This window comes from Pseudomonas sp. Marseille-Q0931, from assembly GCF_940789645.1.
In the GTDB taxonomy this organism is placed as follows: Bacteria; Pseudomonadota; Gammaproteobacteria; order Pseudomonadales; family Pseudomonadaceae; genus Aquipseudomonas.
The window spans coordinates 96031-112320 of record NZ_CALNWT010000006.1; the positions used below are offsets into that span (position 1 = coordinate 96031).

Below are 16290 nucleotides of genomic sequence, written 5' to 3' on the forward strand. Positions count from 1 at the left end.
GGCCTTTAGGCCGCTCTTGCAGGATCAATGGTCGTAGCCCGGTAAAGCCGGGATTTGTCGCGACTCAATGACGATCCGGCTCAGACCGGACGTAGTGAACACGGACAGGGACTATTCCATGCGCTCCACTGCCTTCAACCAACGCCTGCTGCGCGGCCAGACGCCCTCCTACGAACGTCTGCAAGCGCGCCTGGCCGAAGATCACGCCAGCCAGCCAAGCCAGCCGCAGGCCATCCATTGCGGCTGGGGTCGTCTGCTGATCGGCCACACTTACCCGGACCCCACCGTGCTGGCCGAGGCGCTGCTCGCCGAGCAACCCGGCGAGCGCGATATCGCCCTGTATGTCGCCGCACCGCACCAGGTGCTGGCCCACGCGCCGCAGCAACTGTTTCTCGACCCTTCCGACACGCTGCGCCTGTGGTTCACCGACTACCGTCCGGCGCGCCGCAGCTTCCGCGGCTTTCGCATTCGCCGTGCGCAGAACGAAGCGGACTGGCAGGCGATCAACTGCCTGTACCAGACCCGCGGCATGCTGCCGATCGATCCGGCCAAACTCACGCCTTACAACGACGGCGGCCCGACCTACTGGCTGGCCGAGGACGAAGACAGCGGCGCGGTAATCGGCAGCGTCATGGGCCTCAACCATCAGCGCGCCTTCCATGACCCGGAAAACGGCAGCAGCCTCTGGTGCCTGGCGGTCGATCCGCAGTGCAGCCGCCCGGGCGTCGGCGAAGTGCTGGTGCGCCACCTGATCGAACACGGCATGAGCCGTGGCCTGAGCTACCTTGACCTGTCGGTGCTGCACGACAACAAGCAGGCCAAGAAGCTCTACGCCAAGCTGGGCTTTCGCGAGCTGCAGACCTTCAGCCTCAAGCGCAAGAACGGCATCAACCAGCCGCTGTTTCTCGGCCCCGGCCCGCAAGCCGAACTCAACCCCTACGCGCGCATCATCGTCGACGAAGCGCTGCGTCGCGGTATCGAGGTGCAGGTGGACGACGCCGAAGCCGGGCTGTTCACCCTCAGCCATGGTGGCCGACGCATCCGTTGCCGGGAGTCGCTGTGCGACCTCACCAGCGCCGTGAGCATGACGCTGTGCCAGGACAAGCGCCTGACCCACCGCGCCCTGTCGCGTGCCGGCCTCAGCGTTCCGGCGCAACGCCTGGCCGCAAACGCCGAGGACAATGCCACCTTCCTCGCCGAACATGGCTCGGTGGTGGTCAAACCGGTGGACGGCGAACAGGGCCAGGGCGTGGCAGTCGACCTGCGCACGCCGGCTGAAGTGCAGGAAGCCATCGAGCGCGCCCGCGTGTTCGACCAGCGCGTGCTGCTGGAGAGCTATCACCAGGGCCACGATCTGCGCATCCTGGTAATCGGCTACGAAGTGGTGGCTGCCGCTATCCGACGCCCGGCGGAAATCATCGGCGATAGCCGCCACAGCATCGGCGAGCTGATCGATGCCCAGAGCCGCCGCCGCCAGGCCGCCACCGGCGGCGAAAGCCGCATTCCCAAGGACGCCGAAACCCTGCGTACCCTGCACGGTGCCGGCCTCGACTACGACAGCGTGCTGCCAGCCGGCCAGCGCCTGGCGGTGCGCAAGACCGCCAACCTGCATACCGGCGGCACCCTGGAAGACGTCACCGCGATTCTTCATCCGGCACTGCGCGACGCGGCGATCAAGGCTGCCCGCGCCCTGGAAATCCCGGTGGTCGGCCTCGACCTGCTGGTGCCTGCAGCCGATCAGCCCGACTACGTGTTCATCGAGGCCAACGAACGGGCCGGCCTGGCCAACCACGAACCGCAGCCGACGGCCGAGCGCTTCGTCGACCTGCTGTTCCCGCTCAGCCAGGCAACGAGCTGAACACTCTCCCCCCGGCCCTCTCCCGCACACGGGAGAGGGGCAATCCGAACGCGAGGAGCTTGCATGCAACAACTACCCGAACCCGACCTGGACTACCTGCAGAAGGTGCTGCTGGAGATGCTCGCCATTCCCAGCCCCACCGGTTTCACCGACACCATCGTGCGCTACGTCGCTGAACACCTCGAAGAGCTGGAGATCCCCTTCGAGCTAACCCGCCGCGGCACCATCCGTGCCACCCTGCGCGGGCGCCAGAGCGAGTACGAACGCTTCGACCGCGCGGTCTCCGCGCACCTCGACACCATTGGCGCCATCGTCCGCGAGATCAAGGACAACGGCCGTCTCGGCCTGGCCCCGGTGGGCTGCTGGTCGAGCCGCTTCGCCGAGGGCAGTCGAGTCAGCCTGTTCACCGACAACGGCGTGATCCGCGGCAGCGTACTGCCGCTGATGGCCTCCGGGCACGCCTTCAACACCGCCGTCGACACCATGCCGATAAGCTGGGATCACATCGAGCTGCGTCTGGATGCCTACTGCGCCACCCGCGCCGATTGCGACTCACTGGGCATCTCGGTGGGCGATTTCGTCGCCTTCGACCCGCTACCGGAGTTTTCCGAAAGCGGCCATATCAGCGCCCGCCACCTGGACGACAAGGCCGGCGTCGCCGCGCTGCTGACTTCGCTCAAGGCGATTCGCGACCACGGCCTGCAACCGATGATCGATTGCCATCCGCTGTTCACCATCACCGAGGAAGTCGGCTCCGGCGCCGCAGCCGCGCTGCCCTGGGACGTCAGCGAATTCGTCGGCATCGACATCGCTCCGGTCGCGCCGGGCCAGCAATCCAGCGAGCACGCGGTCAGCGTGGCCATGCAGGATTCCGGCGGCCCCTACGACTATCACCTGTCGCGCCAACTGCTGCGCCTGGCCGCCGAACAGGATGTGCCGGTGCGCCGCGACCTGTTCCGTTACTACCACAGCGATGCGCAGTCGGCCGTCGCCGCCGGTCATGACATTCGCACCGCTCTGCTGGCCTTCGGCTGCGACGCCACCCACGGCTACGAGCGCACCCATATCGACAGCCTCAAGGCCCTCAGCCGCCTGCTCACCGCGTATATGATGAGCCCGCCGGTATTTGCCAGCGACGCGCAGCCGGCGCAAGGTTCGCTGGAACGTTTCAGCCATCAGCTGGAGCACGATGCGCAGATGGAAAGCGATACCCGTGTTCCTCCCGTGGACACCCTGGTTGGACAACATGATCGCGACGCTTGAAGCCTTACGCGCATAAAGGCAAAGTGACATAAAAGGACGACAGGGGAGCATCAGCTCCCCTTTTTATCGCCAGCCTATCGGTCAGCTACCCTTACAAACGTCGTCACGTGACGTTTAAAAATGACTCCGGCCATGCTGCATGGCCTATTGAGAAGGCGTTGGCAAGCAGCGCGATTTGCAAACACCTTCAGAGGTTCACGGATGCCTCGCCTTTACCTGGCTTTGCTGCTGTTGTGGCTTGCCTGCCCAGCCTGGGCCCTCACGCCTGCGCCGCTGGATAGCGACGACCTGCGCCTGTCTCTGGGCCCTTACAGCGGTTATTACGAAGACGTGGATGGCACACTCGAAGTCGAGCAGGTGCTGGCCCTGGATGATGACGACTTTCGTAAAGTCAGCGGCGAACATGCCAATCTCGGCAAGAATGCTTCGGTCTGGTGGTTCAAGATTCGCCTGGTCAATGCCTTGCAACATGACGTGGGCGGCTACCTGGAAGTCAATTATCCGCTGCTCGATCACCTGCAGGTTCACCTGGTCACCCCGGACGGCAAACAGCAACAACAGGAAAGCGGCGACACCTTCGCCTTCTCTCAGCGGCCGGTGCAGGTCCGTAACTTCTGGTTCCCCCTGCAGCTCGAACCTGGCGTCAACACGCTGCTGGTTCGCGTGGAAACCACCAGCACGGTGTTCGTGCCACTGTTCTTCGCCACCTACGGTGCCAGCGCCGCGGCGCAGGAAAATCTGATGGGCTTCAACGGCGCGTTCTACGGCGTGCTGTTCGCCATGTTCTGCTACAACCTGTTCCTCTATCTTTCGCTGCGCGAATCGGCCTATCTCTGGTATCTGGCGTACAACCTCAACGTCGGCCTGCTCGCCGCCTGCTTCGACGGCATGCTGTTCAAGCTGCTGCCCGAGCACGTGGCCTTGCAGTCGGTGAGCATCTATATCCTGATGTACGTGCACTGCCTCACGGCCGTGCAGTTCAGCCGCCATTTCCTTCACGCCCGGCAGTACTTCCCCCGCCTGGACACCTGCCTGCGCCTGCTGATGCTGATCTGCGCCGGCTGCCTGCTGTCGGTGCCGCTGATTGGCTTCGCGGCGTGGAACATCCTGGCCAGCGTCACCGTTTCCCTGGTCTCGCTGATCCTCCTGCTGACCGGCATCTACGTCTGGCGCCGCGGCGTGCGCTACGGTTCCTACTACACACTGGCCTGGGCCATCCTGCTGTTCGCCTTCATCCAGGCCACCACCGGCTCGCTGGGGCTGGAAGTGCTCGGCGTGTTCGGCGCCACGGTGGTGAAGATCGGCGTAACCATCGAGCTGATCACCCTGTCCATCGGCCTGGCCGACCGCATCAACCTGCTCAAGGAAGAAGGCTTCCAATCTCGCCGTGCGGCCGAGCAGGCAGCCTTCGAAAGCCAGGCCAAGAGCCGCTTCCTGGCCAAGATGAGCCACGAAATCCGCACCCCGCTCAATGGCGTGCTGGGCATGCTGCAGCTGCTGCGCGAAACACCGATGGATCGCAGCCAACGCTTCTATGTCGACACCATTTCCAGCTCCGGCAGTTCGCTGATGGCGGTGATCAACGACATCCTCGATTACGCCCGCATCGAATCGGGCAAGCTCAGCCTGGAGCAGATCGAGTTCGACCTGGAAGATATGATTTCCGAGACGCTCAGCCTGTTCACAGGCCAGGCGCTGGACAAGCGCCTGCGCCTCTATGTCAGCCTGGAGAATGGCGTACCGCGGCGCATCCAGGGTGACCCGACGCGGCTCAAGCAAGTTCTGATGAACCTGCTCAGCAACGCCCTGAAGTTCACCGCAGAAGGCCATGTGGCAGTCAGCGTCAGCCGCCGCAGCGACAGCCATGGCAACCCGCATCTGGTATTCGCCGTCAGCGACAGTGGCATCGGCATCAGCGAGCAGGCCCTGGCGCAGTTGTTCGAGTCCTTCGCCCAGGGCGACTCCAGCACCACGCGCCGCTATGGCGGCAGCGGCCTGGGGCTGGCCATCAGCAAGGAACTGGTGGAGATGATGGGCGGGCGCATCGAGGTGCAGAGCACGCTCGGCCAGGGCACCCGCTTTGCTTTCGACATCCCCTTGCTGAGTGAGCAGGACGCCCCCGACGAGCTCAACCGCCTGCTGGCGGGCCGTACCGCCCTGCTCGCCTCGCTCGATGGCCTGGGCCTGGATGCCATGAGCCGCCTGCTCGGCCGCTGGGGTATGCGCACCGAGCGTTGTCAGACGCCGGAACGGCTGCAGGACTACCTGGAGGATTTCACCGCGCCGCCGCTGTTGGTGCTGATGGCGCCCTGGCCGGGCGGCATCAATCACTGGCTCGATTCGATCAGGCCAAAACTGCAGGCACAGCAGCGCGTGATGCTGATCTGCCCACCGGAGGCCTGTCCGCAGCTGCCGGCGAGCCAGGGTCTGCGTCTGCAACACCTGGCCCAGCCGGTGGCGATCAACGCACTGCGTCAAGCCCTCACCGGGTTGTATGAAGAACCCAAAGCACAGGTACATCAGTTGGTCAGAGACATACGCAGCGACAGCAGTAACGCCCCCTGCATCCTGGTGGCAGAAGACAACCCGGTGAACCAGCTGGTGGTTCAGGGCTTCCTGAAGAAACGCGGCTACGGCGTGCGCCTGGTCACCAACGGTCAGGCTGCAGTCGATGAATACGAGCGTGACCCGGCTGCCGTGCACTTGATCCTGATGGACTGCGAGATGCCGGTCATGGACGGCTTCGAAGCCACCCGGCAGATCCGTCGCCTGGAGCGCAGCCGGCAACTCGCTGCGGTGCCGGTCATCGCCCTGACTGCACACATCCTCGAGGAACACCGTCAGCACGGCCTGGATGCCGGCATGGACGACTTCCTCGGTAAGCCGCTGGATAGCGGGCTGCTCTACAGCACGCTGGAGCGCTTTCTGCAACGCCCCAGCAACCGCGCCTGAACCTACTCGCAGCGCGGCGCCCTCTGGCTCTATCATGGGCGCCAACAACTGGAGTCGATTCGCTGTGCTGATCCCCGCTCACCTGCTGCAAGCCGATACCCTTACCGCCCTGATCGAAGATTTCGTCACCCGCGACGGCACCGACAACGGCGACGAAACACCGCTGGAGACCCGCGTACAGCGCGTGCGCCGCGCCCTGGACAAGGGCGAGGCGGTGATCGTGTTCGACCCGGACAGCCAGCAGTGCCAGTTGGCGATGAAGCGGGACGTGCCCAGGGAATGGCTGGATGCCGAGCCCTGAACCACTGCGTAGGAGCGAACTTATTCGCGATCAGCAGTCTCTATCGATCGGGATAACGCGGAGCACCGCTCATTCGCGCCTGCAGACTGCTCCGAGCACTGCCTGGCCTGGACATCAGTGATTGACGGTGTGCGCCAGCATCACCGATAGCTGACACAGCGGTCGACCACTCTCGGCCTGCCACTGGTTGAAGGCAGCCTGTACCGCAGCCAAGTCCTTCTGGCTGGTCGGCGCCTTGTCGATCACGCCCTGAGCCTTGAGCGCGGCGACCATGTCATCGGTGGGCACGAAGGTGTCCTTGCCTGCCATGCGCAGCAAACGCGGCACCGACAGGCCACCGAGCTGATTACCCTGCTTGGCGAGGTACCTCCACAGACCGACGATATCGCTCACCGGCCAGTCGGCGATCAACGCGCCAAAACTGCCTTTCTCGCGGCGTACATCGAGGATGAACTGGGCGTTGCGCGGCACGCTCTTGAGCTTGCCCAGGTGGCGGATCAGCCGCGCATCCTGCATCAGGTTCTCCAGGCGCTCGGCGCCCATCAGCACCACCTTCTCCGGGTCGAAGCCGAAGAACACTTCCTCGAACGCCGGCCACCTCGCATCCACCAGGCTGTGCTTGAGCCCGGCGCGGAAGATGCGCAGGCTGATCAGCGACAGGTAGCGGTCGTCGGCGAGCGCACGCAGCTCGGCATCGCTGCGCGGCTGCGGCAGCATGGCCTCCAGCGCACGCGCGGAGCCGAAACGGTTGAGGCAGAACTCTTGCAGCCACTTGTAATCACGCATGAATCGGATCCTTCATGAAACGGATGACGAAGCCTGCATGCACAACACCGAGCACCGCAAGTCCTGTAAAAACCCAGGCCGAGTGAAACCCGCCAATCCCGGACTGGCGGGTTGCAACCGCCCTACCCGCGCAAACGCGCGGCGGCTTGGCGCAATGCGGCTTCGGTGCCGCTCCAGCCCAGGCAGCCATCGGTGATCGATACGCCGTAGCGCAGCTCGCCGGACAGCGCCTGGCAACCATCGAACAGATGACTCTCCAGCATTACCCCACGCAGGCTGGCGTCGCCGGCCAGGCGCTGGTCGATCACGCTGTCCAGCACCGCTGGCTGGCGCAACGGGTCCTTGCCGCTGTTGGCGTGGCTGCAATCGACCATGATCCGCGCCGCGATGTCATGGCGCTGCAGGGCATCGCGCGCAGCCGCGACGCTGGCAGCATCATGATTCGGCGCGCCGTGGCCACCGCGCAGCACCAGATGGGTGTCCGGGTTGCCCGCGGTATGCAGCAGCGCCGGATGGCCGAGGTCGTCGATACCGAAGTGCTGGTGCGGGTGCGCCGCCGAGCGCATGGCGTCGCAGGCGATGCCGACGCTGCCATCGGTGCCATTCTTGAAGCCAACCGGCAGATCCAGGCCACTGACCATCTCGCGGTGCACCTGCGACTCGCTGGTACGTGCACCGATGGCCGCCCAGCCAAGCAAATCATCGAAGTAACCGGCAGCCATCGGCTGCAGCAGCTCGCTGGCCAGCGGCAGGCCGCGCTCGAGGATGTCCAGCATCAACTGTCGTGACTGGCGCAGGCCTTCAGCCATGTCACCGCTGCCATCCAGGTGCGGGTCGTACAGCAGCCCCTTCCAACCTACGGTAGTGCGCGGTTTTTCCACGTAGGCGCGCATCACCAGCAGCAGTTGGTCATCGACCTGCGGCGCCAGTGCGGCCAGGCGTTCGGCGTACTCGAGCGCCGAGGCGCGGTCATGCAGGGAACAGGGGCCGACCACCACCAGCAGGCGCGAATCGCGGCCATTGAGTACGGCGCGGATGGCCTCGCGGTCGGCGGCGATACGTTCGGCAAGTACGGCGGATAGCGGCAGGCGCTGGCGCAGTACGGCGGGGCTGGGCAGCGGCTGGGCGCTGCGGCGGGCGATGGTGGTGACGGGGCAAGCGAGTTGAGCGGAGACGGATGCATTCATGATCTGGCGGTTCCTTGGCCGGCGCGGTCTATACCGCGGCGGCGCTAACTGAGTGTTCGTTGCAAAGGTGTCAGGGCGGTGGTGACGCTGCTAAATCGCCAGTCGTAGCGGTAGTTGCGGTAATAACGGTTCATCTGTGAGTCCTCGATCTGTGGCCATTTTCGGCCGGAAAAAACAAAACCCCCGGTCGGGTTGCCGACCGGGGGTTTTCTGGAAAACGTCTCTGGTGGCGACCCAGGTGTCTCAGGCCGCCTGTGGGGTATCAGGCGCGCCTGTGGCTAAACCAATACCCAAAAAAATAATACGCTGCAGCCGCGACCGACTGCGCACGCGCCAACGCGGCGCGCGAGACACCGGCTTGCAGCGTGGACAGGAGGTTGAGGCTGGCGGACATGAAATTCTCCAAAGCGATGGCCGAACCATACTCCAGGCCTTTAGCGCCTGGCAAGCGTCGCGGCTAAAGCCCCTCCCACATGCGACGCGACCGTGGGAGGGGCTTTAGCCGCGATGATTTACAGGCTCATCACATCGAGAAAGCGCGGCGTGGCGCTGTCGTCGATCTTCAGGCTCTTGAAGTCGAACAGGTTACGGTCGGCCAGTTGCGAGGGGTGCACGTTCTGCAAGGCGCGGAACATGATCTCGACGCGGCCTGGGCTCTTGCGCTCCCACTCCTGCAGCATCTCCTTGACCACCTGGCGCTGCAGATTCTCCTGCGAGCCGCAGAGGTTGCACGGAATGATGGGGAATTCCTTGAGCTGGCTGTAGGCCTCGATATCGGCCTCGGCGCAGTAGGCCAGCGGGCGAATCACCACGTTGCGGCCGTCGTCGGACAGCAGTTTGGGCGGCATGGCCTTGAGCGTGCCGCCGTAGAACATGTTGAGGAAGAAGGTTTCCAGGATGTCGTCGCGATGGTGCCCCAGCGCCATCTTGGTCGCGCCGATCTCGTCGGCATAGGTGTACAGGGTGCCACGGCGCAGGCGCGAGCACAGCGAGCAGGTGGTCTTGCCCTCGGGAATCTTCTCCTTGACCACCGAGTAGGTGTCCTTCTCGATGATGTGGTACGCGACGCCGACGGACTCCAGATAGGCCGGCAGGACGTGCTCGGGGAAGCCGGGCTGTTTCTGGTCCATGTTCACCGCGACGATCTCGAACTTGATCGGCGCCACCTTCTGCAGGTAAAGCAGGACGTCGAGCATGGTGTAGCTGTCCTTGCCTTATAGCTTAAGAACACATAACTGGACAGCATCAGAATAATCGCAACCTGTTGATTTTAAATGAATTAAATAGAAATCTGGCTTTACAGAAAAATGCGAAAAAGTAAATTTTGCGTCTTCCTGACCTCTAAACACCCTCTTCCCCCCCGAAAAATCACCTTGAACCTTTACAAAATCCGAACGACATCAATCCGGCCTTCAACGCTGGATGATGAAACCTCGGCTGCTTCGAATTCGTAGGGCGGTCGGGCATCCGACCTATCAATGGATAGATCTATAAAATTGAAGAGACTACGATCAGCTAACTGGGATGGACTTACGTTTTGTAAGCTGTGAAAGATGTTTTCTACGCAGCCAGGATTTACCGAATCCCACTCCGCAATCATCGACTTGATTTTTTTCCTCTGCAAATTCTCTTGCGAGCCGCAGAGATTGCACGGAATGATTGGATATGCGCTATCGGCAGCGACCTTTGCTATATCCTTCTCACGACAGTAGGCGAGCGGCCGGATAACTATATTTCTCTTGTCATCGCTAAGAAGCTTAGGAGGCATCCCTTTCATTTGCGCCTGGAAGAACATGTTTAGAAACAAAGTTTCAACCATGTCATCCATATGATGACCGAGTGCCAATTTAGTAGCCCCAATTTCCTCGGCAAAACTATAAAGCGTGCCCCTTCTGAGCCTAGAGCAAAGAGAACAAGTAGTCTTACCTTCTGGAATCTTACTCCTGACAACGGAATAAGTATCCTTGTCAATTATATAATAATCAATACCTTTAGCCTCAAAAAACTCTGGCAATATATGCTCTGGAAAGCCAGGTTGCTTCTGATCAAGATTCACCGCCACAACACTGAATTTTATTTTCGCAACTCTTTGCAAGTGCAGCAAAGCGTCAAGCATTACGAATGAATCTTTGCCACCACTTACGCAGGCCATAACCTTGTCGCCATCTTCGATCATTGCGTAATCTACAACAGCCTTGCCCACATTGCCGCGCAGCTTTTTGCGACGATGCTCCGCAGCACTATTAATCCGAGACGCTTGTTCGCCCATCATCATAAATACTAGCTTCCAATTAAAATATTTACAAAATCAAATTGCCATATAAGCATGGCCTACCTTGCAACATCCCGCACTACTTGCGAAGGATTAAGATAGCTAGACACTACCAAAATCGGGCGCAGAGACAATCCGAAGCAAGGCACTGCATTGAGGCTACGCTTTTAATATACGACACAAACTCTTAAGTAAATCTATACGACAGTTTCATCTGCCGAGTTTGATCCCAGCTATATCATAACAAGATTATGCCTGCGTTTTATAGAAGCTCCTGACCAACGATCCATTCAGCTTGACCGAGTCGCAACAGAGGAGGATGACGGCACGGAGCTCTGCAAGTCACGCGGAGAGGCCGCAGCAGCCCCAGAAACGCATATGGCTACAGGCAAGCATCAGTTTTCAGGCGGTGGAGATCAAGCCTTCAGCGAAGCCTCGATCGCGGCAATGTCGATCTTCGTCATGCCATCATGCCACGAACGCACGCGTTGCTGCCGTTCGATCAGGGCTGGGTATGGCAGCCGTCAGGATATGCGGGGTGATCTACCACGAAACGCCCCACTCGCCCCTGCACCAGCCATACGCGCTCACCTGCCCCCATTGTCGATGATCGCGCTCCACAAGTGGTCTGTCTCAGCCTGATCATCGGTCGCGACCTGGAACGAACACGTCTCTTTATGCTGGAGCACCGGGGCACGCGCGTTACCCTGAACTCGGCCGTGAACACATCGCTCTGCTTGCCGGCCGGATAGTCGCCCGGAGCGTGGCGGACGACCACCACGCCGCCCGGAAAGTCTCTGCATAGAAAGAAGATGTCTCCCCTTTGATTACAACAAAACGGCAGTAGCTGATTGGCGGAGGCGATTCGAAGCTTCCCCTCATCTAGACCGAAACCGGCCAGTAGCGGACGTGTGGGCCGGTAAATAAATCTATCCTCTTTTCCACTAGAGACAGGGGCGCCTGAAGTTTTGACGTGCTTGAATGCTGACCAAAACAGTCTGCATGCGGAAGATTAACTGCTAATATTTAGAAGGCAATCTATAATTCTAACGCACTTGGCAATACCGATCATTGCCCTATAAAAATAATTGCTAATTCTAGAAAGTGAGAATCACGTGACGAAATTCGGATTTGCAAAAGGGTATGCCCAAGTTTCGTATGAAAGACTTTTACTCACCCAGCCCGACTTTAACTTGCAAGGGCTATGGGAGAAAAATGGCAGATACTATATAGCTTGTAGCGATATCGCGACTGCTATCACTTCAGGCGGAACGCCTCTAAAAAAATGGTTTGATGAGCACTGTAGAGTAATTGCCTATCAAGTAGACTTGACAGAGACACCACCGCCGGGTGCAACTCGACTACCCGCCCGCACAGTAGAGCAACTGTCGCAATTACATGGTGCCCCACTGAACGCTGTTCAATTCCATCTGGAAATCAAGCGACAACTGCCGAAAAACTTTCCAGCATTCAACATTCAGGATTTCCCTGACAAGTTAATTTTCACATCAACCAAACCTTTAGACCCTGACCAAATTACGGAAGTAAACATAGCCGTTGCCAACCTCGGAATTAACATCGATACCGAATTTAAGACTGCCGACACACACACCTTGGTCACCGCCGCTCAATCCGCCACATATCGCGAGCGAACAGCTTGGCCAACCGCAGTGCTAGATATCCATGATGAAAGTGAGCAGAGGTGGTTTGATTCCCGCATCTCACTTTTTACCGATGCCCCTACTGCAACTGATGTCCGTAGAGATTCTGGCACTGCGTGCTTCATAGACTGCTCGCTAGGCACGCCAGGCAATATTCGAAACTACCTAACAACCTATAGCGACATATACATTGCCCCACCATTAGGAGACTTTGAGCCTTTCTTAAAGCATCTCAAAATCACCAGCAGCGATTTGAGAACTTTAATCGAAAGACGACGAGTAACGCTGGTGCTTCCGCATGATCTACATAAATATGACCCAAAAGGATTGGCAGAGCACTTAGAGCTAAGTTCCAGCAATGCCGTAATGCATAGGCAGCTCGCGGTAGCAACCATCCAAGAATCGAGGAGAAGAAATCCCTTGATGTATCCACCAATTGACAATGAGTCCAGAAGAAAACTATTGGACCTAATGATTGGTGACGCTGAAAATCTTGAGCGCAAATTCTTAAGGATCGCCCGCGACCATTTTGGTGCTAGTTGGTCCTCCCTAGAAGCAGACTATTCAACGTTGGGAGCGGTTGCAGGCTTGCAACACGGCTCAGCAAGGCTGCTTGCAGAAATGGTATCTGCCGCAACTGGCCAGAATCTTAATCCATTGCTGATGTACAGCACGCTTTCTGTTGAGTGGTCAGCAGCGCTGAATGCTAACTTCTGCCCTACAGATGCTGGTGGCGCGAATATCGAAGCAATGGCAACTGCCGCCGCCAGCTTTATAACCGGGGTTCCAAACAAAAACTTCATAGACCCTATTACGAAACTCGACACTATCATAAGCGACTTACTAGTTCTGGATAATGCGGCGCCGATTCACGAGGTACTCGATGCATTTCAAGCTAAAGAGATATCAAGACTTAACAAAATATTAAGAGACTGCAATTTTGAGACTAATGCAACCAATCAATACATCGCTGATATCAACGAGAGAGTTAAGCAATTTGAATACATCCAAAAAAAAGCAAAGAAGCGGGATATTCTGGGCTTGGCCGGGGCATTAATTCCCGCCGCACTAGCAGGAACCACAGGTGGTCTTGGGGTTCTCGCTGCGTGGATTCCATTCGGAGTTTATGTCGCACAAAGAATAACCAGCAATGAAGATAGAGAAGGGAATCCGGTCACCGACTGGCTGAAAGCGAAGAACACCTTTACTACTAGTGAAGCGGTATTTATTAGCCGCATGCGAAAACGTGAATGAAAAACTCTAGGGCATATTTATTAGGCTGCTGTCCGCTACTGGCCGGTTAGCGTCCCTTACCCGAGCTAACCATCCTTGTCCTCCCGTACGCGGAGGACACTTCCATGAACACCATTGCTACCTACAGCCATCAGCCCTGGAACAAAGGAAAATTAGTCGGACAGAAGGCACCGCTCCGCCTGAGAGATATCTGGGCGATCCGAGTGAGACTGCAAATCGCCGAGAGAACCCGAGATCTGGCGCTCTTCGATTTAGCCATCGACAGCAAACTGCGAGCCTGCGACTTGACCAAGCTCCGTGTGCGCGACGTTGCTCATGGCGAGCACGTGTCATCGCGAGCCATCGTGATGCAGCAGAAAACCCATCGACCGGTTCAGTTTGAAATCACGGAGCAAACACGGACGGCTCTTGAAACCTGGATACACCAGGCAAAACTCCGCAGCGAGGACTGCCTTTTCCCGAGCCGGTCACATGCTTCCGACCACCTTTCCACACGGCAATACGCCCGTATCGTCAAAGCATGGGTGCATGCCATAGGCCTTGATCCAGCCATGTATGGCACTCACACAATGAGGCGTACGAAAGCATCACTGATTTATCGCAGGACGAAGAACCTAAGGGCAGTTCAACTGCTGCTCGGCCATACGAAGCTGGAGAGCACTGTTCGATACCTCGGGATCGAGGTAGACGACGCCTTGGAGATGGCGGAGCAGACCGAAGTTTAATCGTGTGGTACATGGCGATGGCCAGGGCAGGCCGTCGCTAACCGGCCAGAAGCGGACCTTTATCCCATGCCCGTTGAGCATACGATAAATAATTCCGCATTTTTCGCAATAATCGTAGCCTGTCTTTTAACCCCCCTCAAAGCTCAATTACTTCACCTTCTCGCGCAAATCTTTTTTCAATAAGATTCTTCCTTACCTTAGCAACATCAGAAGTATAAATTACATGGGCGAGGCTGTTCTTAGCACGCGTGGATGTGACATAGAACAATCGCCGGGTACGGTCCAAACCAGTTTCTTCGCCTGCTTCCCGTTTTGTTTGGCTGTCACGAGAAAGCTCTTTCGCGCCAAAGTACTGCTCGTAAGAAAATAAGAATCCGCCTGCTTCATCATCATCCATAACAACCATAACACGCTCGAACTCATTGCCCTTCACGCCTTGATGGGTTCGAAAAATTGAGCCCCCATCGATATAGTTCTTATAGTTTCGAATTTGATAAAAATTAGTTTCCAAAGCTGCAGCCCAAGCAGCTATCTCACCATCGTCCTGCTCTAGAGGTTCTGCTTCAACCTCCAGTGCGGTTTCCGTTTGCTCTGACTTACTTTCTCCGGGTAGAGCTACAAATGACTGCAATTTCACTGGGATTCTTAACAGCTTATTCTTAGCAAGCACCTCGAGAACTGCGCGAAAGCTTACCTTGTCATTTGATATCACTTCTCTAAACTCATGCTCCGCAGCTCGGGCAATTGCGAGTGGATCATCCTTGTTCGCGTCAAGAAAGCTAGCTTCCAAAAGCGGCGATTTCATTTCCCTTAATATAGACATCAACTTGGCTCGATTTTTATTTACGCTTGCCTCAGCCATAGGAAAAACAATGTCGGAAAGAAAATTTAGCTCTGTATTGCTACCTTCAGATATTCGATCTTTAATCTTTCTTGATTTTGAAAGATTTTCCCAAAGATCATCAAAACCAAGCCTACGCCCAGCCATTTTGTGCTCTAAAAGCAAGATAGCGGTTTCTCTGGATTGAGTATCTGTCCAGTCAGCATCGCTGGCGATTTCTGCCATAGCTTCACGAATTCTCGCTTCAACTTTGTCTTTGTCAGAAACACCGTGCGGCAGTAAGAAATACCGTATATACCCTTCTACCGCTCCATCGCGAGCATACTGTTTGCGCTTATCATCTTCGCTCCGGATTTGGTTACCCAAACCAACAATACGCCGCGCTGAGCGATGGTTCATTTCTTTGTCAAAAGTGGTCCAACCGCTTGGCTTAGTCTTGCCCAGCAAGGGCTCTCCTCCACCAAAGATGCGCTGCATAGTATCTCCAAATAAGCCGATAACAACGTTATCTGATTTAGCACCTTGCAGCTCAAAGAATGCGTTCACTACATCTTTATTAGTATCCTGACTTTCATCTATGAATATAAAAGGAAACTTGTTTATTATGACCTCAGCCATCATCGGCTTGGAAATCAAAAAGTTAGAGAAAATCTTCAATACATCCGCGTGCGACAGCGCATTTTGGGAGGAGTTGATGCCGTTTGGGTCGTAAATGAATGAGCGCGGTTCCGCTAACCATTCCATTTTTTCCGTAAGACGGATAATAGTCCTTTTTCGAGCATCAGAAGCTTTACCAGCGCGCCCGCGTTTTTCCTCGTCGCGGATCTTTTCAAGTTCTGAGGGGATGGTTTCCAAATACCACTTGCGTATGTCCTCATTGAAACCAGCAATAGCAGCCCAACAAAAACTATGAATTGTCGAAACGGCAAATATTGGATTTTGCTCAATCCGATCTACGATTTCGTCAGCTGCGTTGTTAGTAAAAGTTACAACGGCAATTTTCTTTCCCTGGCGAGAAAATTCATCCGCGTATCTAGCTTTCAGGAATTCTAGAGCTCCTTTCCGGCGATTTTCAAGGTAGTTGTCGCGTGAGCGTGTCACGCTGCCTTTGATGTTTGCTGCAGTACCGCTTCCCGCTCCGGGTTCAGGCACACGATTGGTGCCAGCACCCAGTTCCTGATGTTGCCGCT

The 16290-nt window shown here is 57.4% G+C and carries 10 protein-coding genes and 2 pseudogenes; 6 read left to right on the forward strand and 6 right to left on the reverse strand.

The genetic code is table 11. From position 1 onward, the window contains the following. The first annotated feature begins 118 nt into the window (after nt 1-118). The 4 genes from ngg (at nt 119) to P3C50_RS12555 (ending at nt 6374) form a co-directional block, all read left to right on the forward strand. A complete protein-coding gene (gene ngg / locus P3C50_RS12540; RefSeq protein ID WP_275546261.1) occupies nt 119-1858 on the forward strand; it encodes an N-acetylglutaminylglutamine synthetase in 1740 nt (579 codons plus the stop codon). Nucleotides 1859-1921: 63 nt separating this feature from the next. Further along, the gene (locus P3C50_RS12545) at nt 1922-3121 is read left to right on the forward strand and encodes an osmoprotectant NAGGN system M42 family peptidase (protein ID WP_197857918.1); all 1200 of its coding nucleotides are present in this window, start codon (nt 1922-1924) and stop codon (nt 3119-3121) included. 201 nt (nt 3122-3322) lie between these two features. Further along, nucleotides 3323-6073, forward strand: a complete 2751-nt coding sequence (locus P3C50_RS12550; protein WP_275546262.1) for a hybrid sensor histidine kinase/response regulator — start codon at nt 3323-3325, stop codon at nt 6071-6073. Between the two features lie 64 nt (nt 6074-6137). Continuing rightward, nucleotides 6138-6374: a YheU family protein gene (locus P3C50_RS12555; RefSeq protein ID WP_197857970.1), complete on the forward strand. Its 237-nt coding sequence runs from the start codon at nt 6138-6140 to the stop codon at nt 6372-6374. Between the two features lie 114 nt (nt 6375-6488). Here the strand turns inward: P3C50_RS12555 and P3C50_RS12560 are convergent, their stop codons facing one another. The 5 genes and pseudogenes from P3C50_RS12560 to P3C50_RS12580 all read right to left on the reverse strand — a co-directional run bounded on the left by P3C50_RS12560 (nt 6489) and on the right by P3C50_RS12580 (nt 11433). Next, nucleotides 6489-7160 (reverse strand): DNA-3-methyladenine glycosylase I, encoded by a 672-nt coding sequence (locus tag P3C50_RS12560; RefSeq protein ID WP_275546263.1) that lies wholly within the window; start codon nt 7158-7160, stop codon nt 6489-6491. A 122-nt stretch (nt 7161-7282) separates the two neighbouring features. Next, entirely contained in the window at nt 7283-8347 is a 1065-nt protein-coding gene (locus tag P3C50_RS12565) for a 3-deoxy-7-phosphoheptulonate synthase (RefSeq protein WP_275546264.1), read from the reverse strand. A 512-nt stretch (nt 8348-8859) separates the two neighbouring features. After that, nucleotides 8860-9561: pseudogene (gene ttcA, locus P3C50_RS12570) on the reverse strand (tRNA 2-thiocytidine(32) synthetase TtcA); the annotation flags it as partial. A 167-nt stretch (nt 9562-9728) separates the two neighbouring features. Then, nucleotides 9729-10622, reverse strand: a complete 894-nt coding sequence (gene ttcA, locus P3C50_RS12575) for a tRNA 2-thiocytidine(32) synthetase TtcA (RefSeq protein ID WP_275546265.1) — start codon at nt 10620-10622, stop codon at nt 9729-9731. Between the two features lie 413 nt (nt 10623-11035). Further along, a pseudogene (locus tag P3C50_RS12580) lies at nt 11036-11433 on the reverse strand (VOC family protein). 301 nt (nt 11434-11734) lie between these two features. Here P3C50_RS12580 and P3C50_RS12585 point away from each other — a divergent pair. Together P3C50_RS12585 and P3C50_RS12590 are read left to right on the forward strand one after the other, a co-directional pair. Further along, a complete protein-coding gene (locus tag P3C50_RS12585; protein ID WP_275546266.1) occupies nt 11735-13534 on the forward strand; it encodes a hypothetical protein in 1800 nt (599 codons plus the stop codon). A 104-nt stretch (nt 13535-13638) separates the two neighbouring features. Further along, nucleotides 13639-14259, forward strand: a complete 621-nt coding sequence (locus tag P3C50_RS12590; RefSeq protein ID WP_275546267.1) for a tyrosine-type recombinase/integrase — start codon at nt 13639-13641, stop codon at nt 14257-14259. Nucleotides 14260-14395: 136 nt separating this feature from the next. On the opposite strand, the gene P3C50_RS12595 is transcribed toward P3C50_RS12590, so the two are convergent. Next, nucleotides 14396-16290 (reverse strand): UvrD-helicase domain-containing protein (locus P3C50_RS12595; protein ID WP_343252199.1); only part of this gene is annotated, 1895 nt, incomplete at its 5' end.

Excerpts from the sequence above, each read along its gene's own strand:
- ngg (WP_275546261.1), top strand. The coding sequence starts at position 119 with ATGCGCTCCACTGCCTTCAACCAACGCCTGCTGCGCGGCCAGACGCCC.
- P3C50_RS12545 (WP_197857918.1), top strand. The coding sequence starts at position 1,922 with ATGCAACAACTACCCGAACCCGACCTGGACTACCTGCAGAAGGTGCTG.
- P3C50_RS12550 (WP_275546262.1), top strand. The coding sequence starts at position 3,323 with ATGCCTCGCCTTTACCTGGCTTTGCTGCTGTTGTGGCTTGCCTGCCCA.
- P3C50_RS12560 (WP_275546263.1), bottom strand. The coding sequence starts at position 7,160 with ATGCGTGATTACAAGTGGCTGCAAGAGTTCTGCCTCAACCGTTTCGGC.
- P3C50_RS12565 (WP_275546264.1), bottom strand. The coding sequence starts at position 8,347 with ATGAATGCATCCGTCTCCGCTCAACTCGCTTGCCCCGTCACCACCATC.
- ttcA (WP_275546265.1), bottom strand. The coding sequence starts at position 10,622 with ATGATGATGGGCGAACAAGCGTCTCGGATTAATAGTGCTGCGGAGCAT.
- P3C50_RS12590 (WP_275546267.1), top strand. The coding sequence starts at position 13,639 with ATGAACACCATTGCTACCTACAGCCATCAGCCCTGGAACAAAGGAAAA.